At 69.2% G+C, this 23,688-nt stretch carries 19 protein-coding genes and 2 pseudogenes; 4 read left to right on the top strand and 17 right to left on the bottom strand.

Going from position 1 to position 23,688, the window contains the following annotated elements; all coding sequences use genetic code 11:
- Positions 1–14 precede the first annotated feature (14 nt).
- The 7 genes from araA to ACIBL4_RS26180 all read right to left on the bottom strand — a co-directional run bounded on the left by araA (position 15) and on the right by ACIBL4_RS26180 (position 10,359).
- Complete coding sequence (gene araA / locus ACIBL4_RS26210; protein WP_399414103.1) at positions 15–1,532, bottom strand: L-arabinose isomerase; 1,518 nt, start codon at positions 1,530–1,532, stop codon at positions 15–17.
- Positions 1,533–1,558: 26 nt separating this feature from the next.
- Entirely contained in the window at positions 1,559–3,214 is a 1,656-nt protein-coding gene (gene araB, locus ACIBL4_RS26205) for a ribulokinase (protein ID WP_399414101.1), read from the bottom strand.
- 95 nt (positions 3,215–3,309) lie between these two features.
- Entirely contained in the window at positions 3,310–5,355 is a 2,046-nt protein-coding gene (locus ACIBL4_RS26200; protein ID WP_399414099.1) for an RICIN domain-containing protein, read from the bottom strand.
- A 105-nt stretch (positions 5,356–5,460) separates the two neighbouring features.
- Positions 5,461–6,981, bottom strand: coding sequence for an alpha-N-arabinofuranosidase (locus tag ACIBL4_RS26195; protein ID WP_399414097.1), 1,521 nt, complete (start codon positions 6,979–6,981; stop codon positions 5,461–5,463).
- Between the two features lie 46 nt (positions 6,982–7,027).
- Positions 7,028–7,930: a carbohydrate ABC transporter permease gene (locus ACIBL4_RS26190; RefSeq protein ID WP_399414095.1), complete on the bottom strand. Its 903-nt coding sequence runs from the start codon at positions 7,928–7,930 to the stop codon at positions 7,028–7,030.
- Entirely contained in the window at positions 7,927–8,910 is a 984-nt protein-coding gene (locus ACIBL4_RS26185; RefSeq protein WP_399414093.1) for a carbohydrate ABC transporter permease, read from the bottom strand. The genes ACIBL4_RS26190 and ACIBL4_RS26185 overlap by 4 nt, the downstream gene beginning before the upstream one ends.
- Before the next feature lie 96 nt (positions 8,911–9,006).
- Complete coding sequence (locus tag ACIBL4_RS26180) at positions 9,007–10,359, bottom strand: ABC transporter substrate-binding protein (RefSeq protein ID WP_399414091.1); 1,353 nt, start codon at positions 10,357–10,359, stop codon at positions 9,007–9,009.
- Positions 10,360–10,953: 594 nt separating this feature from the next.
- Here ACIBL4_RS26180 and ACIBL4_RS26175 point away from each other — a divergent pair.
- Both ACIBL4_RS26175 and ACIBL4_RS26170 read left to right on the top strand, forming a co-directional pair.
- Positions 10,954–11,985: a LacI family DNA-binding transcriptional regulator gene (locus ACIBL4_RS26175; protein ID WP_399414089.1), complete on the top strand. Its 1,032-nt coding sequence runs from the start codon at positions 10,954–10,956 to the stop codon at positions 11,983–11,985.
- Positions 11,986–12,006: 21 nt separating this feature from the next.
- Positions 12,007–12,258, top strand: coding sequence for a hypothetical protein (locus ACIBL4_RS26170; protein ID WP_399414087.1), 252 nt, complete (start codon positions 12,007–12,009; stop codon positions 12,256–12,258).
- 264 nt (positions 12,259–12,522) lie between these two features.
- Here ACIBL4_RS26170 and ACIBL4_RS26165 read toward each other — a convergent pair.
- Positions 12,523–12,681 (bottom strand): annotated as a pseudogene (locus tag ACIBL4_RS26165) (site-specific integrase); the annotation flags it as partial.
- A 600-nt stretch (positions 12,682–13,281) separates the two neighbouring features.
- Between ACIBL4_RS26165 and ACIBL4_RS26160 the strand changes: the two are divergent.
- Together ACIBL4_RS26160 and ACIBL4_RS26155 are read left to right on the top strand one after the other, a co-directional pair.
- On the top strand, positions 13,282–13,779 hold the full coding sequence (locus ACIBL4_RS26160; RefSeq protein WP_399414085.1) for a lactococcin 972 family bacteriocin: 498 nt from the start codon (positions 13,282–13,284) through the stop codon (positions 13,777–13,779).
- Positions 13,780–13,993: 214 nt separating this feature from the next.
- A complete protein-coding gene (locus ACIBL4_RS26155; protein WP_399414083.1) occupies positions 13,994–14,488 on the top strand; it encodes a hypothetical protein in 495 nt (164 codons plus the stop codon).
- Between the two features lie 144 nt (positions 14,489–14,632).
- Here ACIBL4_RS26155 and ACIBL4_RS26150 read toward each other — a convergent pair.
- From ACIBL4_RS26150 to ACIBL4_RS26110, 9 genes and pseudogenes are all read right to left on the bottom strand, one after another.
- A pseudogene (locus ACIBL4_RS26150) lies at positions 14,633–15,092 on the bottom strand (hypothetical protein); the annotation flags it as partial.
- A gap of 46 nt (positions 15,093–15,138) precedes the next feature.
- A complete protein-coding gene (locus ACIBL4_RS26145; protein ID WP_399414081.1) occupies positions 15,139–15,669 on the bottom strand; it encodes a MarR family winged helix-turn-helix transcriptional regulator in 531 nt (176 codons plus the stop codon).
- Between the two features lie 191 nt (positions 15,670–15,860).
- The gene (locus tag ACIBL4_RS26140; RefSeq protein ID WP_399414078.1) at positions 15,861–17,150 is read right to left on the bottom strand and encodes a metallophosphoesterase; all 1,290 of its coding nucleotides are present in this window, start codon (positions 17,148–17,150) and stop codon (positions 15,861–15,863) included.
- Between the two features lie 3 nt (positions 17,151–17,153).
- Positions 17,154–18,575, bottom strand: a complete 1,422-nt coding sequence (locus ACIBL4_RS26135; RefSeq protein ID WP_399414076.1) for an MFS transporter — start codon at positions 18,573–18,575, stop codon at positions 17,154–17,156.
- Between the two features lie 289 nt (positions 18,576–18,864).
- The gene (locus ACIBL4_RS26130; protein ID WP_399414074.1) at positions 18,865–20,250 is read right to left on the bottom strand and encodes an aspartate aminotransferase family protein; all 1,386 of its coding nucleotides are present in this window, start codon (positions 20,248–20,250) and stop codon (positions 18,865–18,867) included.
- Positions 20,247–21,458, bottom strand: coding sequence for an aminotransferase class III-fold pyridoxal phosphate-dependent enzyme (locus ACIBL4_RS26125; RefSeq protein WP_399414072.1), 1,212 nt, complete (start codon positions 21,456–21,458; stop codon positions 20,247–20,249). Before ACIBL4_RS26125 ends, ACIBL4_RS26130 begins: the two co-directional genes overlap by 4 nt.
- A gap of 33 nt (positions 21,459–21,491) precedes the next feature.
- Positions 21,492–22,427 carry a hypothetical protein gene (locus ACIBL4_RS26120; RefSeq protein ID WP_399414069.1) on the bottom strand — a complete coding sequence of 312 codons (936 nt, stop codon included), beginning with the start codon at positions 22,425–22,427 and terminating at the stop codon, positions 21,492–21,494.
- On the bottom strand, positions 22,411–22,761 hold the full coding sequence (locus ACIBL4_RS26115) for a darcynin family protein (protein ID WP_399414066.1): 351 nt from the start codon (positions 22,759–22,761) through the stop codon (positions 22,411–22,413). The genes ACIBL4_RS26120 and ACIBL4_RS26115 overlap by 17 nt, the downstream gene beginning before the upstream one ends.
- 2 nt (positions 22,762–22,763) lie before the next feature.
- Positions 22,764–23,684, bottom strand: a complete 921-nt coding sequence (locus ACIBL4_RS26110; RefSeq protein WP_399414064.1) for a TauD/TfdA family dioxygenase — start codon at positions 23,682–23,684, stop codon at positions 22,764–22,766.
- Positions 23,685–23,688 lie beyond the last annotated feature (4 nt).

Here is a 23,688-nt window from a genome sequence, read left to right as displayed (position 1 = left end):
CGTGGTCTCCTTCGTCACAGGGCCTGGGCGAGGCGGTGGTAGGCGGCGTTCCAGCGGACTTCCTTGGCGAACTGCTCGGTGGTGGTGTGCTCGTCGATGGTGAGCAGTTCGACGCCGGTCATGTCGGCGTAGTCGGTGAGGGTCTCGACGTCGACGGCGGAGCTGAGCACGGTGTGGTGCGGGGCGCCGGCCAGCAGCCAGCTCTCCGCCGACTCCGCGAGGGAGGGGCGCGGCTTCCACACGGCTCTGGCGACCGGCAGGCGGCGCAGGGGCTCGCTGGGGGCGACGACGTCGACGGTGTTGGCCGTGAGGCGGAAGCGGTCGCCGAGGTCGGAGAGACCGACGACGACGGCGGGGCCCTCGGCGGCGTTGAAGACCAGGCGGACGGGGTCCTCGCGGCCGCCGATGGACAGGGGGTGGATCTCGCAGCTGGGCCGGCCCGCCGCCACCGAGGGGCAGACCTCCAGCATGTGGGCGCCCAGGACACGCGGGGTACCGGGGCCGAGGTGGTAGGTGTAGTCCTCCATGAAGGTGGTGCCGCCGGGGCGTCCGGCGCCCATGACCTTCATGATCCGCAGCAGCGCGGAGGTCTTCCAGTCGCCCTCGCCGCCGAAGCCGTAGCCGTCGGCCATCAGCCGCTGGACCGCGAGGCCGGGCAGCTGGCGCAGCCCGCCCAGGTCCTCGAAGTTGGTGGTGAAGGCGGTGAAGCCGCCCTCGGTGAGGAAGGCGCGCAGGCCGAGTTCAAGGCGGGCGGCGTACAGCAGCGAGTCGTGGCGGATGCCGCCGGGGCGCAGGGCCGGGACGACGTCGTACGACTCCACGTACTCGTCGGCGAGTTCGGTCGCCGCCTTGTCCTCGATGGCGTCGACCACGGTGACCAGGTCGTTGACGCCGTAGGTGTTCACGGAGAAGCCGAACCGCAGCTGTGCCTCCACCTTGTCGCCCTCGGTCACGGCGACGTCGCGCATGTTGTCGCCGAAGCGGGCCAGTCGCAGGGTGCGCGAGGTGTGGCGGCCGGCGGCGGCCCGGGTCCAGGCGGCGACGCGCCGGATCACCCTGGGGTCGGTGGCGTGACCGGCGACGATCTTGCGGTCGACACCGACGCGGGACTCGATGTGCCCGAACTCGCGGTCGCCGTGGGCGGCCTGGTTGAGGTTCATGAAGTCCATGTCGATGCTCGACCACGGCAGCGACAGGTTGTACTGGGTGTGCAGGTGCAGCAGCGGCCGGTCCAGGGCGCTGAGCCCGGCGATCCACATCTTGGCCGGGGAGAAGGTGTGCATCCACACGATTACGCCGACGCAGGTGTCGGAGGTGCTCGCCTCCTGGCACATCCTGCGGATCGACTCGGCGTCCGTGAGGACCGGCTTCCAGGCGATGCGCAGGGGGATCTCGCCCGCCGCGTCGAGGCGCTCGGCGATCTGCCGGGACTGGTGGGCGACCTGCTTCAGCGTCTCGTCGCCGTACAGGCCCTGGCTGCCGGTGAGAAACCAGACCTCGCGGCTGTCGTACGGCTGGGCGGATGTCGTCATGGTGGTTCCTTTCACACGGATCTGGTTCACGCTGTCGCCTCGGCGCGCAGGCGGCGCAGGCGGTGCATGACGTCGTTGGTGCCGCGGCCGAAGTAGTCGTGCAGCACGCGGTATTCGGAGTAGAGGCGCTCATAGGCCTCCGCGCGCTGAGGGTCCGGCAGGTAGACCCGGCGGTGCACCTTGCCCATGGCGTGGGCCGCGGTGCGGATGTCGGGGTACGCCCCGGCGGCTACGGCGGCGTGCATCGCGGCGCCGAGGGCGGGACCCTGGGTCGACCCGATGACGCTCAGAGGGCGGCGAGTGACGTCGGCGTAGATCTGCATGAGGAGGGCGTTCTTCGTCAGGCCGCCCGCGATGATCAGTTCCTTCACCGGTACGGCGGCGGCCTCGAAGGCGTCGATGATGGTGCGGGTGCCGAAGGCGGTGGCCTCCAGCAGGGCGCGGTAGACGTCCTCCGGGCGCGTGGAGAGCGTCTGGCCGATCAGCAGGCCGCTGAGATCGTGGTCGACCAGGACGGACCGGTTGCCGCTGTGCCAGTCGAGGGCGAGAAGGCCGTGTTCGCCCACCTTCTGCCCGGCCGCGAGGTCGGTCAGGTACTCGTGCGGGGTCTGGCCGGCCGCGGCGGCCCGCTCCGCGTACTCGGCGGGCAGGCCCGTGCGGACGAACCAGCCGAAGATGTCTCCGACGCCGCTCTGCCCGGCCTCGTAGCCCCAGAGCCCGGGCATGATGCCGCCGTCCACGACCCCGCACATGCCGGGCACGACTCCGAGCTGGTCTGAGCTCATCACATGGCAGGTGGAGGTGCCCATGATGGCGACCATCCGGCCGGGTTCCACCGCCACGGCCGCCGGGGCCGTCACGTGGGCATCGACGTTGCCGACGCAGACCGTGATGCCCTCCTGCAGCCCGGTCCAGGCGGCGGCCTCGGCCGTCAACGCCCCGGCCGGATCGCCGAGTTGACCGATGGGATGGTCCAGCTTGTCGGTCACGAAGCCGGCGAAGTCCGGGTTCAGGGCTGCCAGATACTCGGGGGACGGGTAACGCCCCTGCTGGTACTGGCCCTTGTAGCCGGCCGTGCAGGCGTTGCGGACGTACGTCCCGCACAGCCGCCACACGATCCAGTCGGCCGCCTCCAGCCACCGCTCGGTGCGCCGGTAGATCTCGGGGTCCTCCTCCAGCACCTGGAGCGCCTTGGCGAACTCCCACTCCGAGGAGATCTTCCCGCCGTACCGCTCCAGCCACGGCTCCTTCATCTCGGCGGCCAGTGCGTTGATCCGGTCGGCCTGCCCCTGGGCGGCATGGTGGCGCCACAGTTTGACGTAGGCGTGCGGGCGGTTCGCCAGGCCGGGGACTTCGCACAGCGGTGTGCCGTCGGCGAGGACCGGCAGGACCGTGCAGGCGGTGAAGTCGGTGCCGATGCCGATGACCTGCTCCGGCCGCACTCCGGCGCGGGCGAGAGCCTCGGGTACGGCGTTGCGGAGCACGTCGATGTAGTCCGAGGGCACCTGCAGGGCCCAGTCGGGGGGCAGCCGGGTGCCGTCGGGCAGGTGCCGGTCGAGGACGGCGTGGGCGTAGACGTGCTCCGCCGAGGCCAGTTCCGCGCCGTCGCGGACCCGGACCACCACGGCACGGCCGGACAGGGTTCCGAAGTCGACGCCCACGACACAGGGTTCTTCAGACACGGACGACCCCACCTTTCTTGTTCGGTATGACAGTCATGGTTCGGGATACTGAACGTACGTTCGGGGGCCCGGCCGCGACCGGGCCCCCTGGCGGGTCAGTTGACCCGCACGACCTGCCACAGTTCGTCATCGGCGCCGTTGTCCGCCGACTGGACGATCAGCGCGCCGTTGGCGGTGGAGGCGGAGGCGACGTCCGCCACCAGGCCGCTACCGACGTTGACGAGCTTGAAGTAGCCGTTGCCCGCGTCCGTGAGCGTCCACTTCTGGGAGTTCGCGGCCGAGGACGAGTTCTGCACGACGGCCGCCCCCGACGAGGTCGAGCCGTTGCTGTCGAGGAACAGACCGCTGTTGACGTTCTTCACGGTCCACGCCCCGCCGCTGACCGACTGGAAGGTCCACAGCTGGCAGTTGTTGGCGGTGTTCACCCACTGGCCGGCCTGCTTGCCCACGGCGGTGGAGGCGCCGGGGATCTCCAGGAGCTTGCCGCTGTTCTTGTTGACCAGGCGGTACTGGCCGGTGGACAGAGTGGGCAGGGCGGTCTGGGTGAGGTTCCAGCGCTGGCAGGCGCAGCCGGTGTCGGACCACTGACCGGCGGCGGTGCCGACGGTGGTGGAGGCGCTGGGGATCTCCAGGAACTTGCCGCTGATCCGGTTGGTGGCGGTGAAGCCGCCCGCCGGGTTCGGGGCGATCGCCCACTCGTGGTCGAGGGTGCCGTTGTCATCCCACTGCACGACCTTGGCGCCGTTGGCGGTGGACTGGTTCTGCACGCCCAGCACCTTGCCGCTCGCCACGTTGAAGATCTTGAAGTAGCCGGACGTCTGCTGGACGAACCTCCACTTCTGGTCGCTCGCGTTGTCGGCGTTCTGCTGGGTGGCGTTGACGCCGTTGGTGGTCGAGCCGCCCGCGATGGCCAGCATCAGGTGGCTGTTGGCGTTGGACATGGTGTAGGTGGCGCCGTCGGAGATGCCGCCGCCCAGGTCGATCGTGCCGTAGGTGACCGGGTTGAGGCCGGTGCTGGTCAGGTGGCCGCCGCTGAGGACCAGCAGGCTGTGACCGTCGGCCAGCGGGAGCATGCCGCGGCTGTAGCCGCCGGGGACGGTGGAGGCGATGCGCGTCCACTGACCGGCCGCGCCGTTCTGCGTGTTGAGAAACAGGTCGTCGCTGCTGTTGGCGCTGACCACCAGGGTGCCATTGGCGCCGCCGGTGGGCAGCCAGGTGATGTACGGGGAGCTCTTGGGCTGGGTGCCGTCGGTCGCCTTGAGCGGGATGCCGGTGGCGGAGCCGAACGCCTCCGGGTTGGAGGAGATCTTGTAGTAGACGGCGAAACCGCCCTCGGGGGCGCCCCAGAACTCGTACGTCATCACGTAGTTGCCGTTGGGGAGCTTGGCGATCACGGGCATGCCCGGCCGGTCGCCGTACGTCGAGGTCGCCACGTCGTCGACCACGGAGCCCCAGTTCACGCCGTCCGTGGAGACCTGGTGGACGATCTTCTGGCCGTAGTTGGGGTCACGCTGGTCGGAGTAGTACACGATCAGCTTGGAGCCGGAGACCATCAGGAACGGCTCCCACACCGGGGTCTTGCCGTTGGTGGGGTCGGCCTCGCCACCCTTGGCGATGGAGCTGACGTACGACCAGCTGACGCCGTGGTCGGTGCTCGCGTACAGGTCCAGCTCGGTGGACGACAGGTCGTTCGGGATGGAGTTGCCGGCGGCGAGGATCGTGCCCGCCGGGAAGTTGCCGATCTGCGTGGGTAGTTCGTACAGGAACGGCTGGTAGCGGTTGCCGAAGCCGTTGTGGGTGTCGCTGATGCTGGAGATCTGCGTCCAGCTGTTGCCGTTGTCCGTGCTGCGGTAGATCGGGAAGACGGGGGTGCCCGCGCTGTACTGCTCGAAGGTGGCGAGCAGGGTGCCGTTGGAGGATCCGCTGTTCTGCAGGCGCAGGGCGCGTGGGTAGAGCGAGCCGGGGGACGGGGCGTTCGACGGCGGGGTGTACATCGTCTGCGAGGCGCGGGAGATCGCGTGCGCCTGGCCGGCGGTGGGGAGGACGAGGGCGACGGCGGCTGCGAGCAGGGCCAGCAGCAGGGTGATCGCCTGGGTGCGGGGTACGGCGCGGAGTCTGGCGCCTTCCCTGGTGGTGGACATGGGCGGCTCCCAAGGAATGTCCGGGAAGAGGGGGTGGTGCGGGGCCCGCCGCTCCCCCCGAGGAGGAGGAAGAGGGGTGGAACGGCGGGTGTCCGAGGGGGTGGGTCAGCCGGCGCGGCGCAGCCGGATGACGTTCCAGGAGACGGGCGGCAGGCTCGCGGTGAGGCGGCCGTCGGTGACGGAACCGGTGTCGGCGGTGTACGGGCGGACCCGGTCGGGGTCGTCCTGGGTGTTGGCGGCGCGGATGTCGGGGTCGCTCAGCACCGAGTGCTCCACCGGCGTGTAGCCGGGGAACGCCCGCAGGTCGAGGGCGAGTTCCACGTTCTCGCTCTGGTGCCGGTTGACGGCGAAGACGGTGAGCTCGTCGGCGCCGTCCGCCTCCGCGATGTGCGTGGCCACTGCGTCGACGACGGACACCTCGCCGAAACGTTTCGTCTCGTACGTGGGCGCGACCGGCTCCACCCGCAGGACCGTGCCGCGGGCGTGCCGGGCCGCCTGGGCGAAGGGGTGGAAGGTGGTCTGCCGCCAGCTCGGGCCGCCCGCCTCGCTGCGGATGGGGGCGATGACGTTGACGAGCTGGGCGAGGCAGGCGGCGGTGACCCGGTCGCTGTGCCGCAGCAGGCTGATCAGCAGCCCGCCGACCACGACCGCGTCGGCGACGTTGTACTCGTCCTCGATGACACGCGGGGCGACGGCCCACTCGGTGGGCTTCTCCTGCGCCTCGAAGCGGGTGTTGTACCAGACGTTCCACTCGTCGAAGGAGAGGTTGATCCGCTTCTTCCTGCGCAGCTTGGCCCGGATGTGGTCGGCGGTGGCGACCACCGACTCGACGAAGTGGTCCATGTCGACCCCGGAGGCCAGGAAGCTGCCGAGGTCGCCGTCGAGTTCCTCGTAGTAGGCGTGGCAGGAGATGTAGTCGACCTGGTCGTACGCCTCCTCCAGGACGGTGGCCTCCCAGGCGCCGAAGGTCGGCATCGCGGAGCTGGAGCTGCCGCAGGCGACCAGTTCGAGCTCGGGGTCGATCATGCGCATGGCCCGGGCGGTCTCCGCGGCGATACGGCCGTACTCCTGGGCGGTCTTGTGGCCGGTCTGCCAGGGGCCGTCCATCTCGTTGCCCAGGCACCACATGCGGATGCCGAAGGGGTCGGGGGCGCCGTTCTTGATCCTCTGGTCGGACCAGGCGGTCCCGCCCGGGTGGTTGCAGTACTCCAGCAGGTCCAGGGCCTCCGCCACGCCCCGGGTGCCGAGGTTGACGGCCATCATGGGCTCGACGCCGGCCTTCTCGGCCCAGCGGTGGAACTCGTGCAGGCCGAAGGCGTTGGTCTCGGCGCTGTGCCAGGCGAGGTCGAGGCGGGTGGGGCGGTCGGCGACCGGGCCGACGCTGTCCTCCCAGCGGAAACCGGAGACGAAGTTGCCGCCGGGATAGCGCACGGCGGTCACGCCCAGCTCACGCACCAGGTCCAGGACGTCACGGCGCAGGCCGTCCTCGTCGGCGTACGGATGGCCCGGCTCGTAGATGCCGGTGTAGACACAGCGGCCCATGTGCTCGACGAACGAGCCGAAGGTACGGGGGTTCACGTCGGCGACGCGGAACGCGGGGTCGACGGTCAGGGAGGCGTGCAGCATGAAGGTCGCTCCGGAAGGTGCGCGAGAAAGAGAGGGAGGGCTGGGCTCACTTGAGGCTTCCGACGGTCAGACCGCCGCGCCAGTACCGCTGGAGGAGGAGGAAGGTGACGATCAGCGGCAGGATCGCCACCAGGGAACCCGCGATGACGAGGGTGAACAGCGCGTTGGCGCCGGACTGGATCATCGCTCCCTCGTACCAGGACTGCAGGCCGACGGTGAGCGGGAACAGCTTGTCGTTGTTGAGCATCACCAGCGGCAGGAAGAAGTTGTTCCAGGTGCCGACCATGGAGAACAGCAGCACGGTGACGAGCGCCGGCTTCAGGGTCGGCAGCGCCACCGACCACAGCACACGCAGCTCGCCGGCCCCGTCCATACGGGCCGCCTCCAGCAGCTCGTCCGGCAGGGACTCCTGCACGTAGACCCTCACCAGGTAGACACCGAAGGGGTTGAGCAGCTGGGGCAGGATGACCGCCCACATGGTGTTGGTCAGCGCCACCTTGCTCAGCAGCAGGTAGGTGGGGATGGCCAGTGCGGTGGCGGGCACCATGATGGCGCTGAGGAGGCTGGAGAAGAGCAGGTTCCGGCCGGGGAAGCGGTACTTGGCGAAGGCGTAGCCCGCGAGGGTCGCCACGGCGGTGGCACCCACCCCGCTCACGCCCGCGTAGACGGCGGTGTTGCCCATCCAGCGCAGGTACTCGCCGTCGTTGTAGGTGAACAGCTGCCGGAGGTTGGTGAAGAAGGCGCCCGGCGAGTGGAACCAGAGGGCTGCGGTGGAGAACAGCGCGTCGTTGTCCTTGGTGGCGGCGACGACCAGCCACCAGAACGGCAGCAGGAAGTACAGGATCATCGCCACCATCACCACGTTGACGGTGACGCGTCCGCGTGCGGCGGACGGGCGGTGGCCGGTGGCCAGGGCGGTGGTTACGGCGGGTGCGGCGACGGTGGTCACTTCAGTCCGCTCCTCTTGCGTGTGGCGAACAGGAAGAAGTAGGAGCCGATGAAGACCACCGCTCCGAGGGAGAAGGAGATGGCGGCGGAGTAGTTGAACTGCGAGTACTGGAACGCCAGGTTGTAGGCGTACAGGTTCGGCGTGTAGTCCGGGGTGATCACCGAGGAGGCGGTCTTCTCCAGGACCCGCGGCTCGGTGAAGAACTGCAGGGTGCCGATGAGGGTGAACATCAGGGTGAGCACCAGCGCCGAGGAGATCATCGGGACCTTGATGCGCAGGGCCGTCTGGAGCTGGCCGGCGCCGTCGAGTTTCGCCGCCTCGTAGACCTCGCGGGGCAGGCCCTGGAGGGCGGCGTACAGGACGATCATGTTGTAGCCGGTCCACTGCCAGGTCACGATGTTGCCCAGCGAGGTCAGCATCAGACCGTGCGACAGCAGGTCGACCTTGCCAAGACCGAGCCAGTCGCTGATCGAGTTCACCGGGCCGAAGGTCGGGCTGTACAGGAAGCCCCACATCAGGGCGCCGATCACCGCGGGCACGGCGTACGGCATGAACAGGGTCATCCGGAAGACCTTGGCGAGCCTGCTCGTCACCTCGTCGATGATCAGCGCGCCCAGCAGGGCGAGGCCGAGCATCAGCGGGATCTGCACCACACCGAAGACGGCCACCCTGCGCACGCCGGACAGGAACTGCGGGTCGGTGAAGGTCTGCTTGTAGTTGGCGAACCAGCTGAAGTGGTCGCCGCCGACCAGGGTGGAGGTCCTCAGGCTCAGCCAGAAGGCGTAAGCCAGCGGGGCCACCAGGAAGGCCAGGAAGAGCAGGAGGAACGGGCTGACCAGCAGCAGGCCCATGCCCTTGTGCCGGGTGCGGGCGGACAGCCCGCCGGGGCGCCGGCCCGCCAGGGGAGTCCGAAGTCCCGTCGCGGGGACGGCACTCGGCGGTGCCGTCGCGGTGGATCCCTGCTGTCGGAGCAGGCTCATCACTTCTCCTTGCGCGTCGTGCGGGCCCCCGCCGGCGGCGGAGCTGTCGGGCGCGGGCGCGCCGGCGGGGGCATGGTGAGCGGAGGCTCGGGCCGGTTACCGGCTGACCTTGAAGCCCTGCTTGCCCGCGTAGGAGGTCACCTGCTGCTGGACGTTGTCGTTGACGGACGACCAGGCGGCCTTGCCCTGGAGGGCCTTGCCGACCTCGGCGGTGTCGGTGTTGTAGGCGTAGTCCTGGAACGGGCTCCAGTCGAAGGTCCCGATGCCGTTCGCGGCGGGCACGAACACCTTGTTGATCTGCTGGCCGCCGAAGAAGTCGTACTTCTTGTCCTGGAAGTACGACCCGTTGAGGATCGGCTTGGACAGCGGGAAGAGGTACGCCTGGTCGATGCCGATCTTCCAGGCCGCCTGGGACGTGCCGAAGAGCTCCCGGGCGACCTCGGTGGCCTCCTTGGGGTGCTTGGTCTGCGAGGTCACCGCGAAGCTCGAACCGCCCCAGTCGCCCTGGGCGTTGTCTCCCGCGTTCCACTGCGGCAGCGGGGCGACGGCCCACTTGCCGGAGGTCTTCGCGGCGACGCTGGAGAGATAGCCCGGCCCCCAGCCGGCCGCGATGTAGGTGGCGTACTTGCCGGTGCCGAGGCCGTTGTAGAAGTCCGTGGTGGCGTACGACTGGGTGTCGACCAGCTTGTTCTTGACCAGGTCGCCCCAGTAGTCGTACACCTTCTTGGCGCCTGCGTCGTTCAGCTTCACGCCTATGTCCGGCAGCTTGCTCGCCGAGTACGTGTAGGGGCGGGAACCCGCCTGCCACATCAGGCCCTGGCGCCAGCCGGCGGCCGTCTCGTCGCTGCCGAAGTCGGTCATATACGCCTTCGGGTCGGCCTTGTGCAGCTTGACCGCCTCCTCCTTGTACTCCGCCCAGGTCGTCGGGACCTTCAGGTGGTACTTCTTGAAGAGGTCGGTCCGGTACATCATCGCCATCGGGCCGCCGTCGACCGGGATGGCGTAGACGTGGTCGCCGTCGGAGGCCTGCTTCCAGGCCCAGTCCACGTACTTGTCCTTGTCCGCGTTCGCACCGTACTTGCCCATGTCGAGCAGGCCCTTGGTGAGCTGGATGGTGGGCAGCTCCTGGAACTCCAGCATGACGACGTCCGGGGCGCCCTGGCCGGCCTTCAGCGCCGTCTTCAGCTTGGTGTACTCGTCCTGGCCGACGCCGGCCTGGACCCAGTCGACCTGGACGTCCTTGTGGGTCTTGTTGAACTCCGCCACGACCTGCTTGAACTGCGGGTACCAGGCCCACACCTTGATGTGCACGGGGCCGCTCTGCGCGCCGCCGGCGCTGCCGCCCCCGCCGCCGCAGGCCGCGAGGAGCACGCCGGCGAGAGCGGCGGAGGCCGCCGCGACCGTGGTCCGCCGGAGGGAACGGGACGTGGGCTTTCTGCTGGACGACATGAGCGATCTCCTGGGTGTGGTGCCCGAGGGCAGGAGGGAGTACGGGAGGTGAGGGGAGGTGCGCCGGGCACACGGAGGACCGGCGTGAAGGGAGTGAACGGGGCGAGGGCATGCGGGCACGCCGGCTCGAGTGCAGGGCGGGCGCTTCAGGCGCGAGGCGCTCAGGTGTGCTGTCCGCCGAGGGATCCTGGCGGACGGACGTCGGCCGACGCGGGAGGGTGGGCGTGCGTGACGTCGGTGAGGGGAAGAGCCGGGTCGGTGATCAGCGCGGCGGGCGCGCCGGACGCCGGCTCAGACCGCGGTGAGTAAAGAGTGATGCCCCTTCAGGACGGGTGCGGCTCCCGGCCCGTGAGAGGTTGCTGGTCCCACTGCGGCTCCTACTGGTCATCCCCGTGATCGCTCTCGGGGATCCGGTCCGCGGCGCGATGACGCCACGATCCCTGGGTACTCGATCCGCTTTGGATCAAGCCCTTCTGCTACGCTCTGCAGCGCTGCAAAAGTGTTAACCCAGAAGTTGCCGCGCTGCAAGAGGTACATGAGACCTCTTGGGGAAAATTTCAGCGCTGAAACCGACATCAGGGAGGAAGGTGACATATGGCAAAGGGCGTCACACTCCGCGACGTCGCGGAGCTCGCCGGCGTCTCCAGCCGGACCGTGTCCAACGTGGTCAACGGCTACGCGCCCGTCGCCGAGGCCACCCGCCTCCGGGTTCAGCAGGCCGTCGACAAGCTCGGCTACCGGCCCAACGTGCTGGCCCGCAACCTGGCCGCCGGGCGCTCGGGCCAGATCGCCGTGGTGGTGCCGTACCTGGACACGCCGTACTTCGCCGAACTGCTGCAGGGCATCATCCGCGCGGCCCGGGTGCAGGGCTACAACGTCCTGATCGACCAGACGGACGGCGACGCCGAGCACGAGAAGCTGTTCCTCAGCCGGGGCTCGACGAGCCTGCTCTTCGACGGCGTCATCTTCAGCCCGCTGGGCCTGGCCCAGTCCGATCTGTCCGAGCGTGACCCGAGCCTGCCGCTCGTCGTACTCGGCGAGCGGGTGAGCGACGGCGGTTTCGACCATGTCGGCATCGACGACGTCGCCGCCTCCCTGGAGGCGACCGAGCATCTGCTCGGCCTCGGCCGGCGCCGCGTCGCCGCGATCGGCGACCAGCCCTACCGCACCGGCGAGGCCGCCCAACTGCGCACCCGGGGCTACCGGTTGGCTCACGAGCGGGCCGGCCTGCCCGTCCGCGAGGAACTCGTCGTCTCCACCCCGCGCTTCAACCGCTCCGACGGCGCGACGGCCATGGCCCACCTGCTCGACCTGGCGGAACCGCCCGACGCTGTCTTCTGCTACAGCGACCTGGTCGCCCTGGGCGCCCTGCACACCCTGGCCTCCCGCGGACTGCGCGTCCCCGAGGATGTCGCCGTCGTCGGCTATGACGACATCGAGGACGGCCGCTACTCCAATCCGTCCGTCACCACGGTCTCCCCGGACAAGAAGATGATCGCGGAGACGGCGGTGGAACGACTGCTCAAGCGGATCGGCAGCCCGACGCCCGTCCCGGGCATGGAGATCCGGGCGCCGCACCGCCTGATTCCACGAGCCAGCACCGTCGGGTCAGGCGGCGGCACCTGACGGATCGTGAGCATGGGGCGGGTGCGGAGGTCGGTACTTGGCGCGCTGGCCCCCGTCGACGACCGCGCATGGCAGGCCCAGGAGATGCTCACCTGCTGGGGCCGGCACCGCAGCGCCGGAGCCGTCGACGCCGGGGTGGCCGCCAGGGCCGAGTTGCAGGGACTGGCCCGCCTGCATTCGATCCTGTCGCCGGAAACGAACTCCACCGACGGCCTGTACACATGCGAAGGTGTCCCCCGTCCGCACGCCCGACTGAACCTGGCCGACGCATAGCCAGTCCGCCCATGCACTCTGCCCAACGGTCTTCGCCGTTCGTGCCCACAGCGTGCCCGTAACAGCGGAAAACCACGGTCAACAGCGGTGCGACCCGATCCACCCCGACCAACCCCAAGGACCCGGTATCCGCGCTGGTCAGAGCAACGGACCGCGCGCAAGCGCCGTGGCTTCCCAAGCTGAGAGCGCGAGTTCGATTCTCGTCACCCGCTCCACGAAGAAGGCCCAGGTCACAGACCTGGGCCGTTTTGCTGTCCGGTGTGATCACTCGCCGCGTGCCAGATCCGTGCCAGAACGCTCCGCGATGGCCTTCCGGACCGTGACGTCGAGGCCGGCGGCAAGCTCCTCCTGGCGCTCCTCGTCGGAGTGCTGGTAGATCAGCGCGGCCTTCTCGGACGACTGTCCGGCGCGCACCGTCGTTTCACCTCACGGCGGACTGCCCGACTCGCCGGAAGCTTACGGGGCCGTGATCACTCGCCCCAAAGAAGTCTAGGCTCCTGGCGTCATCTGAGACTTCGCGCTCTCCGCTATGGGTGGATACGAAACCGGAATGACTCAATTCCTTGAAGGGGGTGAACCCACCCATTGAAAGAATGCGATTTTTGAATCGTAACTACATAAAGCCGGGGCATGCTCCACAGAGCCTCCATAATCGCGATTTCCCCTGGGCGTCCCTGGGCCGTCCGCGCTGGGCCGTCAGGGCTCTTGGGCCATGCCAAAGACACCGTCCAGGGCCCGGCGGGCGCGCTCACTGTGTGGTGCCGCAAGGTGGAGGCGACCGAGGACGGCAGCGGTGAGTCCGGATCAGGTCGCGGACGGTGGCCAGGACGACGGGGTGTTATGGGTCCTGAACAAGACGCGTGCTGAGTGGCCGCGCGTTCATGGTCCCGCCCGTGAATACCACGACCGGGCAACGGTTTCAGGCCGTGCCGGGGCCGTAAATCGGCCAAGCCTTGACCGCCACAGCGCCCTCGTAGAAGATCCTTCCGAAGCCCCGATAACGGGGAGCGGAGGAGGAGTAACGTGAAAAGGCTTGGAAAGTCAACACTGTTCGTTATTTCGGGCGTCGCACTTGCGGTTTCCAGCTTGGCCACCCCGGCGGGGGCCTACGGCCCTCAGAGCGGAACCGGTACCGGCAATTCCGCGGTTCAGGCCAGCAACGGCCTCATACCTGGGGAGCCCGCCATCCACAAGAGAGGTGACGGCGTCAAGCCGCCAGCAGGGCTGGGTAACCCCTCCGAGTGGGGCGTGGTAAAGCTAGAAATAAACGACTCGGCCGTTCAGGTGAAAGAGAACACCTGCCAGAATGTGACTCATGGCAAATGGTGCTATGGGTACGATCTGGTGTCGGCCGGCAAGAAGTGCTACTCGAACTACATCGCGGACGTGAAGCACAAGTCGACGGTCAGGGTCCGGAACGTCGATCATTCAAGTGGCTGGGTGGAGAAGGGGAAGACTTCCTACGCCAACTCAACACAAGGTGCGGCATGGACCTGCTATGCCTATTACAGTAATGAATAAGCATGTCCGCCGTGATGAGGGCTGATCTCCCTCGGGTGTGGCATGACTCCGGGCGCACACGGGCCCTGAGTCATGCCACATAGGACCGGAAAGGGAGAGAGTGAACTTTTGGGGTGCTCGGGTCGCGTCGTTTGCGGTGCCACTCGGGCTTGGCTTGTTGCTTGGTCTGATAGGGCCTACCGCTGAGCATTGGGGTGGTCGTCCAGGTGCGGCCGTGGGCGCCGTTTTCACCGGTGGATGGCCGTGGGCCTGTTACGCGTTTCTGGTGGGTTATTTCCGCCGGTCCAAAATCGAATCGGTCGTCCTAGCGCCTCTGGGGCTGGCTATCGGTGTCGTGACCTACTACCTGATCAAGGGAAACCTGTCCTCCCTGGGTGGACTGGATTCCTCAGGTGCGAGTTCATCCGGAATTGCCCTCTGGGGTGTGCTGGCATTCTTCTTCGGAGCACCCCTTGGGCTCCTGGGGAACCTCGCACAGGTGCCGGGCATCGGCGGCCTGTTCTTCCGGCTGCTTGTTCCCCTGGTGGCTTTTTATGAGACTTCCATGCGTCTGGAGACGGAGTCACGCGGGCCGAGTCAGGTTGTTCTGGGCACCTGGACCACCGTTCGGTTCACGGCTGTTGCCGTTGCGATCGCTCTGGTGGGCCACACGGTCTGGGGTTGGTGGAGGTCTCGCCGTATTCGCTCCGCCGGGGTGGGCGTTGGCTAGTGTCTCGCGATCCTGTTCATGTCAGTTCGAGTGGACTTGTCTGCGTGACAACGCCGACGAACAACGGCGGACGAGTTCGGACGTCTGCGGACCATCAGCGCAGGTAAGGGCACGCGCTCCAAGGCACCCATACCGAAGTCGCGTCAGCGCGGCCTTCTCGGAGGAGTGCCCGGCACGCACCATCGTGTCCTTGAGGGTGGCGCCGGAGCGGATCGAGAGGGTGTGCCCGGTCTCGCCGGGGGCACGCCGACCGTTCGTCCGCTCGGGCTCGGCGACCCGGGCGCGATGACGAGGTTGTCCAGGTCGACGTCCCGGCGACGATGGCCGGCCAGCTCCTCCGGGCGCATCGGACCGTACGCCCCCAGGTCCGTCGACCTGGGCGACGGTGGCGATCCGGTGTTCGGCAGCTGACTCCTTGCCCGCGCCCTTGATCCGGCATGCATTGCGGCTGATCAGGTCGTCGTCCACGGCCGTCTCCAAGATGGCCGTGAGGAGGCGGTACGAGCACGGACGGCTCCCGTTCTTCGACCCACTTCTCCACGTTCACGCGGAAGTTGACGGCTCCGGCGTCGGGGGCGCGCCAGTCCCCGGGGCTGAGTTCGGCCCCTGCTGTGCCACCAGCAACGGATGTCAGTGGGAGCTCAGGTCGTTCATGCCTGAAGGCACTTCTCAAGTGCTCTCAGAAGCGTGGTGAGTTCGTGGAGCTGGGTGTTTCCCATGCTCAGGACGGCGCCTTGCAGGTGGCTGCTCAGGTCGAGTCTGACGGCCCCGGCGCATCGCTGCCCGGCGGGGGTGAGCTGGATGCGGAGTCTGCGGCGGTCGCGGGGTACGGAGAGGCGCTGTATCAGCCCCGATGCTTCGAGTCGGTCGAGCCGGGAGGTGAGGGCGCCGGTGGTGATCGCCAGCTGCTGGGCCAGTTGCGTGGGCGCCAAGACGTGTGTGGGGTGGTGGCGGGTGAGGGCGTCGAGGATGGGGTAGTCGGCGCGGTGGATGCCGTGGCGTTTGTAGATGGGGTTCGTTCGGGCATCCACCGCCGAGTTGATCAGCTGCAGGCTCCTGAATACCTGGCTGGCTTGAGAGTCCCAGGTGGCTTCCGGCGCTTCAACCGATGCTGTCCGCACGGTCGGTCGCTTGCCCGTGGGTGCGTACGGTTGGTCGCCATCCTGAGCCGGATCGTGCACGGTTGTCGTCCTTTCCGGGCGATATCGACGGGGTCGCTCGGTGCAGGGTCCGTTGCCACGTCCTGCGCGGAGGGCTCTGCGGCGTCTGCTTCTCCTGAGTGGGGCTCTGTGGAGAGTCGGACTCCTTGTCGTGGCTGGGGCTGTGGCTCACCCGCATTGCGGAATCCCCCTGATGGGTGCGGAAGCGAGAGCTACCTGTTTCTGCTCCGCAGTTCGACGACGGTGATGTCGGGGGGCGCGCCGACCCGTACCGGCGGTCCCCAAAAGCCTGTGCCGCGGCTGACGTAGAGCTGGGTGCCGTCGATTTCGTGCAGGCCGGCGATCGCGGGCTGCTGAAGTGAGGCGAGGAGGCCGAGCGGGGCCAGCTGACCTCCGTGGGTGTGTCCGGAGAGTTGCAGGTCGACTCCGCGGCGAGTTGCTTCGTGGACCATCACAGGCTGGTGGGCGAGGAGGACGACCGCTCGCCCGGGGTCGCGGTCCGACAGCGCGGCCTCGTAGTCCGGCCCGTCGCCGTGATCGCCACCCGTGACGTCGTTGACGCCCGCGAGGTCGAAGGCGGGCAGTTCCAGGCGTTCGTTACGCAGGACGCGGATGCCCAGGTCGCCGATCTCCTCGAGCCACGGTTCGGCGCCGGACTTGTACTCGTGGTTGCCTGTGACGAAGTAGCTGCCGTAGCGGCTGGTCAGGTGTCGCAGCGGGGCCGCTGCTCGGCCGAGGTGGTCGACACCGCCGTCCACGAGGTCGCCCACGATCGCCACGGCATCCGGGGCGGCGCGATTGACGATCTCCACTATCCGTTCCGTGTGCCGCTCGCCGAGGATCGGACCGAGGTGTATGTCGCTGACGACGGCGATGCGGAATCCGTCGGCCTGGCGGCCAAGTCGCGCGAGAGGTACGCGTACGTGTGCGAGGCGGGGTGGGCCGAGAGCGGTGCGCATGCCGTGGCCGACCAGTGAGGCAGCCGCTGCTCCCGCAGCGATGGCGGTGGCCCGGGCGAGCACCACGCGCCGTGTCGGCCGCGCCGGCCCATCGCTCGGCGCACGGCCTTCCGCCAGGCGTTCCCCCTCGTCACCCGGCATGTCACGTTGTGGTGTCCGGCGCCCTGACTCCGTGACGCCCGCGGAGACCTTCTGCGGAAGTGCTTCAGCACGGGCAACACCACTGGCACGACGAGGCTTGCCGCCACGCGCGGCCAGGAGCCGAAGTGGTTCGGCGAGGAGAAGCGTGATCGTCACGTACATCATCAATGCGAGCCACACGTAACCCGGCCAGGCGATCCAGCGGCCGATGTGCTGCGGCAGGTCTCTCGTGGTGGCCATGGCGAGCGGCGGCAGCACGGCAAGGACGGCCAGGACTCGGGCACCGTGCCGGGCGGTGCGCGCGCCGAGGCTGGTGTCGTGGATCAGCCGCCGCCACAGGTACCAGTGCACGAGGGCACTGGCACCCGTGTACAGGACGAAGGTCAGGAGCGCCGTGACCATGGCTCAGCCGCGCTTCGGCAGCCGGAACGCGCCTGTGAGCGTGAGCAGACCGACGACCGCCAGAGCGACGAACGCGGCCTGGTAGGAGCCGCCGGCCGTGTCTGTTCCCGTGCGCTGGTCCGCGGCGATCAGCTGCACGGTGGCTATGAGGTTGATGCCGAGGGCCGCGCCGATGTTGCGGCACAGGGTGACGCCGGCCGTGTAGGCGCCGATCCACTGGACCGGGGACGTGTTCTGGATGTGCACCAGGCCGGTGGTGGCGACGAAACCGGTGCCGAGACCCGCCAGTGCCTCGCCGATGACGGCGAGGACGAGCGATTCGCTGCCGCCGAGTACGAGGACGCAGGGACCGGCCGTCAGCAGCAGACCGCCGATCAGTGCCGTGCCGCGGGCTCCGAAGCGCTTGAGCAGGCCGGCGCAGACCGCCGATCCCACCACCCAGCCCAGTGCACCGGCCATGACGAAGAGCCCGCTTGCTGTGTCGCCGACCGTGCCGTGGGAGGCCAGGGCGAGCGGGAGGAGGGTGACGGAGGCATACAGGACGGCGGCCGCGCCGATGGTGAGCAGGGCAGCTGTGCGCGGTTCGCCACTGGTCGCGAAGGCGACCGGCACCACGGCCGCCTGCGGCTTGCGCCGCACCTGGACGACGTGGCCGACGATGCCGACCGTGGTGACCACCGCCAGGGCGATGACGACGAGGACCGGGAAGTCCAGGGCGGGCGCTTCGAGGAGCAGCAGCGCTCCGGCCAGGGCGAGGGCGAACGACAGCAGCGCCCCGGGACTGATGGTGCGGGAGCTCTGGGCCTGCGCCGGGGGCACGCGCCGTACCAGGAACGCGGCGAGCGCGGCGAGGGGCAGGTTGATCAGGAAGACCCAACGCCAGCCGACGGTGGCCTCGGCGGCCGTGCCGAGGGCGGGTCCGGCGACCGCGGCCAGGCCCCATACGGCGGAGAGCATCGCCTGCATGCGGGCGCGCTCGTCGGGGCCGAACGCCTGGCCGATGACGACGTAGGTCAGCGCGGCTACCGCGCCGGCCCCGATGCCCTGCGCCGCACGGGCGGCGATGAGCAGCGGCATCGTGGTGGCCGCGGCGACCGCCGCGGAGGTGGCGGCGAAGGCGAGGAGAGCGGCGAGCATCGTGGTGCGGCCGCCGTAGCGGTCGGCGGCGAACCCTGCCAGCGGTGTGACCAGCACGCTGGTGAGCAGGAACGCGGAGATCAGCCAGGGGTACAGGTCGGCCTGGCCCAGCTGATTCGCCATGGTGGGCAGCAGCGAGCCCACCACGGTGGAGTCGGCGGCGGCCAGGAACAGGGCGAGCAGGACGCCGGCGAGCAGGGAGGTCCGGTTGCTTCGGGCATCGGCCGACTGGCTCTGGGCCGTTGTGTCGGTGGTCCCGATGCCGCTGGACAGCGAGGTCTCGGACATGAGCGGTCGTCTTCCGATCGTGAGGTCCGGTGGTGGAAGCCCGTGTGGTGGAGGGGCCGGCGGGGCGAGGGGTGGTGCCTCCGCCGGCCTCCGGGCCCACCGGCAGCCCGGGGCCGCCGCCGGTGGGAGACGAAGACCATCGGGCCGGCCAGGTAATGGGTGGGCCCCAACGTCGTGCGGTACTGGTCGGTCCGCACGGCGGTGACGGTCTGCGCGGGCAGGACGGGAGTACTGCGTGGCCGTTGTGATCGCCGGGCGGGCGTGGCGCATGGCCGCGCCCGCCCGCCGGTCACCAGTCGACGCGCATCTTCGAGTGGCTCAGCTTCAGCACGAGCCAGGGCGGCAGCTGGTACTGGCGCCGGATCAGTTTCGTGATGCCGTCCGTGAGCCGCCGGGGCCGCCGGTCCAGCCAGGTCATGGTGGCCTCCAGCGCCGCGAGGACCCGGTCGATCTCCTCCGCGGTGATGGTCAGCGGCGGATAGAAGCGCAGCACCGGATGGTCGATCTGCTCATTGAGCGAGTGGCCTGTGTGGATGCCGTGACGGGCCATCACCATGGAGATCAGCAGTTCCACCGAGGGGTTGCGGGTCCGCAACCCGGCCATGAAGCCGATCCCGGGGGCACCCAGCACATGCTTCGGGTGCCGCCGCGCCACCTCGGCCAGCCCCTCGGTCAAGCGCGGGCCCAGGGTGGCCGCGCGCTGGGGCAGGTCCTTGGCGATGACCTCGCGGATGGCGGCCGTCGCGGCGCTCACGGACAGGGCCGAGATGCTGCTGGAGCCGGCCAGCAGCGACGGATGCCACAGCGGGTGCCGCTCGGCCCGCGCCACCACCTCGGAACTGAGCGCGCATACGCCGACCGGGACGAAGCCGCCGGTGAGCGCCTTGGAGAAGAGCAGGATGTCCGGTATCACGTCGTCGTGCTCGACGGCGAACATCTTGCCCGTGCGCCCGAGGCAGGTCTGGATCTCGTCCGCGACGAACAGGGTGCCGGTGGCACGGCAGGCGGTGGCGACCTCCTCGATGTACCCCTCGGGTGGGACGGTGAGGTGAGCGCCGCCGAGGACGGGCTCCAGGAAGACCGCCGCCACGCTCCGGTCGGCGAGTGCCTCGCGTACGGCCGCGGCATCACCGTAGGGCACTGTGATCAGTTCGCTGCCGAGCGGCTCGAACGGCTCGCGGTGGTTGGGCTGGCCCAGCACGGTCAGGGCTCCGAGGGTCTTGCCGTGGTAGCCGCCCTCCGCGATGAGGACCCTGCGCCGCTCGGGCCGGGCGAGGTGGACGGCGCGCAGCGCTGTCTCACTGATCTCCGCGCCCGAACAGCCGAGGACGAAGCGGTCCAGGCCGGCCGGGAGGATCGTGGTGAGCAGTTCGAACAGCTCGGCGGTCGCCGGATGCACGGCACCGGGCGGCACGGTCGGCGCGGTGCGCAGGGTGTCGAGCACCGCGTCGCGCACCCGCGGGTTTCCGTGGCCGACCAGGAACACGCCGTAGCTGCCGGCGAGGTCCAGGAAGCGGTCGCCCTCCTCGGAGACGACTTCGGTGCCGCTCGCGCTCTGCTCGACGGGCCGTGAGGCGGCGGCGAGCATCAGGGCCGCGGTCGGGTTCCAGTGCCGCCCGAGTGAGTCGAGCACTTCCTGCCGCTGCTGGAGGACGGCTTGGGGTACGGCGCTCATGCGGCGACCTCCCGCACGGTGAGGACTTCCTCGGCGACCGCGCGCATGGTGCCGTGGATCTGCTCCAGGTCGGCGAGGCCGGCGGTGAGCGGCGGCAGGACCGCCACCACGTCGCCGTCCGGGCCGAAGGGCGGCCGGACCAGGATCCTGGCCTCAGCCAGAGCCGCGGTCAGGGCTCGGGCCTGCTCGGCGGTGGCGAGGCGCAGCCACACCAGGCCTCCGTCCGCGCAGAACTCGGTCACCGCGCTGAACGAGGCGAGGTCGCCCAGGATCCGCCGGGCGCTGTCCTCCGCCCGACGCTGCCGGTCGGCCAGCCCGTCGGCCGCCACGGCCGCGAGGACCGCGCACACGACGGCCGCCGACAGCGGGTTGGCGCCGAACGTGGAGCCGTGCAGGCTCGGGTTCTTCCCGGCGTACACGCGGTCGTACGCCGCCCTGCTGGTCACCATCACCCCGACGGGCACGGCGTCCGCGCCCAGGGCCTCCCCGAGGATCAGCACGTCGGGGAGGATGCCGAGCGCTTGCGTGCCGAGGTCCCAGCCAAGGCGGGCCGGAGCGGTGAGTCGCTCGTCCAGGATCAGCAGGACGTCGTGCTGGGTGCAGCGGTCGCGCAGGGCCCGCCACCACTGCGGGGAGAGCCGGTCCAGCGGGCGGCCGGGGGACGCGGGTGCGACGACCACGGCCGCCAGGGTGGCGTCGACCTGTTCGAGCAGGGACTCGGGGCGGGCGCTCGGAACCGTCAGGGGCATCAGAGGCAGGACGGGTACGGGCGTGGCGCCGGTGCTGAGACCCTGGCCGTGGGTGAGGGTGCCGAAGTTCTCCCCGGCGATGCCCAGCACGCGCGCACGGCCGGGGTGGGTGCCCTTGGCCAGTTTCAGTGCCGAGTCGAGGGCCTCGCCCCCGCTGTTGCACAGGTAGGACACGGTGAGCGGGTCCGGGCAGAAGGCGTCCAGTGCCTTGACCGCCTCGGCCAGCGGCCGGCTGAGCAGGATGCGGCTGGACAGGGCCACTCGGCCGGCCTGTTCGGCGATGGCGGCGGTGACGTCGGGGTGCCCGGCGCCGAAGCCTCCGGTCGACGCGTCGAACCAGTGGTTACCGTCGGCCGTCTCCATCCGGGCCCCGACCATGCCGGTGACGACGGGAGCGTGCGGATCGATGGTGCCTATGGAGTGCCGCCGGACGACGGCCCCGGGGTCACGCGAACTCATGTGCTTGCTCCAATGGCTTCGGTGGGGCCTGCATCAGGGGTGGACGCGGTCGGTGCCGGCGAACTCGTGCAGCAGCTCGCGGGTCTCGTCGTCGATCCGCTCGTCCACGGGGGACGGGGGCCAGGTCGCGGTCATGGCCTGACGGAAGGCCGAGGTCAGACGCTGCTGCACGTCCCATGCGGGGTTGTCGACGGTGTGGTCGACGCCAAGGACGTCCACGATGAGCTGCTTGAAGCGGCCCGCCAGTTCGGCGTTGAGCTCTTCCGTTCCGGAGAAGATCTCGAAGGCGCGCTGCCGTTCGGCCTCGCTGAAGGACGGCATGATGCACTCGAGCACCACGTGGTCGACCTGCACGTGCCTGGCCTCGTCCATGCCGTGGGCCCACAGCAGCTTGGTGAGGAAGTGCTCGCGCCCGGGGTCGAGATGGGCCGTGCGCTTTTCGAACACCGTGATGACGGACTCGCCGATGTACGCCGCCATGCACATCGCCGCGAGCTTCACGTACGGGGAGTCGTCGCCCTGGTAGAGCGCCAGCCGCTCGGAGAAGAGGGAATCGGCGAGCTTGATGTCCTCACCGGCCAGCTCCCTCACGTAGCGGTAGAAGAAGTCGGAGTGCAGATACTCCTCGGCGGCGAAGCAACTCAGCGCGTGGTGCAGGTCGTACCCGTCGCTGATGGGCGAGGTGTCCGCGCCGAGCTGCGCGGTGATGATCCCGAAGACGGCAGACAGGTGCCGCTCGATCTCGGCGAGCTGCGCCAACTCCTTGACCAGGTAGGCGCAGCCCTCGCGAGCCATGCCGGGACGGCCGTAGACCACATGGGAGATGAAGTCCAGCTCCCGCTCATCGGGACGGCCGGGCCAGCCCAGGGCGTTGGGGTGCAGGGTCTGCTCGTGCGCCGCCGCGTAGATGTCGCGCAGCCGGGCGCGGGTGCCGGTGTGGTCGGCCGGCGCGTCAGTGTGCGTCGTCACCGTCACCGTGGACCTCCTCCTCGAACTGCCGGTAACCGTCGGCCATCCCGACGTGGATCACGTCGATCTGCGCGTAGCCCTCGGCGAACAGCGGCGAGTCCCGCAGCTCCTCCACGAAGAAGTAGTAGGCGCGCAGGTCTTCGGTCGTGACGAAGGCGAAGTCCGTGGGCCGCGCGGAGAACGCCTCGGCGTCGTAGTGCTGGACGGTGAGCCGGTCGGCGTACTTGGCGATCAGCGGCGCGATGTGCTCCTGCTGGAACTGCTCACGCTCCTTGCCGGACTTCCGCAGCCAGGCCGGGGTGAAGGTGTAGCCGATGAAGATGCCGTACTTCATGGTCAGTTCCTCGCGTAGCTCTGGGAGTTGAGGATGGTGCGGTTGGTGTCGGTGATGGCGCGGCGGCCGTGCATGACGCGCGAGTTGTCGATGAGAACGATGTCGCCGTCCTGCCAGGCGATCTCCTCGGTCACCTGCTCGGTGACCTCGATGTACTCGGCGGTGACGTCATCGGGGATCGGGCTGCCGTCCGCGAACCTGATGTCCGGGGCCTCGTAGTTGTACGAGGGGCCCAGCAGGCTGTTGGCCCAGGCGGTGCGCGTGGACCACTTGGTGGGGTGCGCGGCGAACACCTGGTAGTGGTAGAAGAGGCTGCCGTCCGGGCGCTCGGTGAACTCGACCTTGGCGCCCGGATTGGCCTGCGCGTACAGATCGGCGACGGTGACCTCGTCCGGGCCGCGCCCGTCGCCGGCGAGGAAGGCGGCGAGCTTGCGCCACAGCTCGGCCGGCACGGTGCGCTTGTAGCTGATGGGCTGGGCCGCGAAGACGTCCCTGGCCCGCTCGGACAGGGCGTCCCAGACACGGAAGCCGTCGCATACCGTGGTCTGCGAGCCGGACGAGGCGGCCTTCACGCAGTGGAACCACAGCAGTTCCGGTGCGTACGGGGTCGCTCCGTTCTCCACGTGCAGGCCGATCGCGTCCGTACCGGAGTCGACCTTCTGCGCGGCGTCGCCGTGGAAGACGCGGGCCGGGTCCAGCGTGGTGCGCGAACTGTACTTCCCGACAAGCGCGTTGAAGTCGTCGACCGAGGGATTGAAGCCCCGTATCAGCAGGTGTCCCGCGTCGGCCAGGAGCTCGTCCAGTCCGGCCTCGTACAAAGCGGTGAATTCGGTGCCGCCGTCGCGCGGGGTGACCAGCAGGCCGTCGCCGTCTCCGAGCGCGGTCAGTTGGACCGTGTTCCGGGTGTTCTGGGCGTGCGTCATCGTT

The organism is Streptomyces sp. NPDC050416 (assembly GCF_044458845.1).
In the GTDB taxonomy this organism is placed as follows: Bacteria; Actinomycetota; Actinomycetes; order Streptomycetales; family Streptomycetaceae; genus Streptomyces.
The sequence above is the reverse complement of the archived record's forward strand: the minus strand, read 5'-3'. Positions and strand labels throughout refer to the sequence as shown.